The 236-nt window shown below is 34.3% G+C and carries 1 protein-coding gene; it reads right to left on the bottom strand.

Going from position 1 to position 236, the window contains the following annotated elements; genetic code table 11:
• On the bottom strand, positions 1-236 hold a 236-nt coding region (locus HMPREF2715_RS06175), incomplete at both ends, for a DDE-type integrase/transposase/recombinase (RefSeq protein ID WP_141757445.1).

Here is a 236-nt window from a genome sequence, read left to right as displayed (position 1 = left end):
TGTCCCTCTGCATCAATGGCACGATATAAATAGCTCCATTTTCCTTTTATTTTGATGTACGTCTCATCAATACGCCATTTGTAATAAGCTTTTTTATGCTTTTTCTTCCAAATTTGATATAAAATTGGGGCATATTCTTGAACCCAACGGTAGACCGTTGAATGATGAACGTTTACACCACGTTCCCTTAATATTTCAGATATATCACGATAACTCAATGCATATCTTAGATAGTA

This window comes from Staphylococcus sp. HMSC062A01, assembly GCF_001836805.1.
Taxonomy (GTDB): domain Bacteria; phylum Bacillota; class Bacilli; order Staphylococcales; family Staphylococcaceae; genus Staphylococcus; species Staphylococcus haemolyticus.
This window is presented reverse-complemented; position numbering and strand designations above follow the sequence as displayed.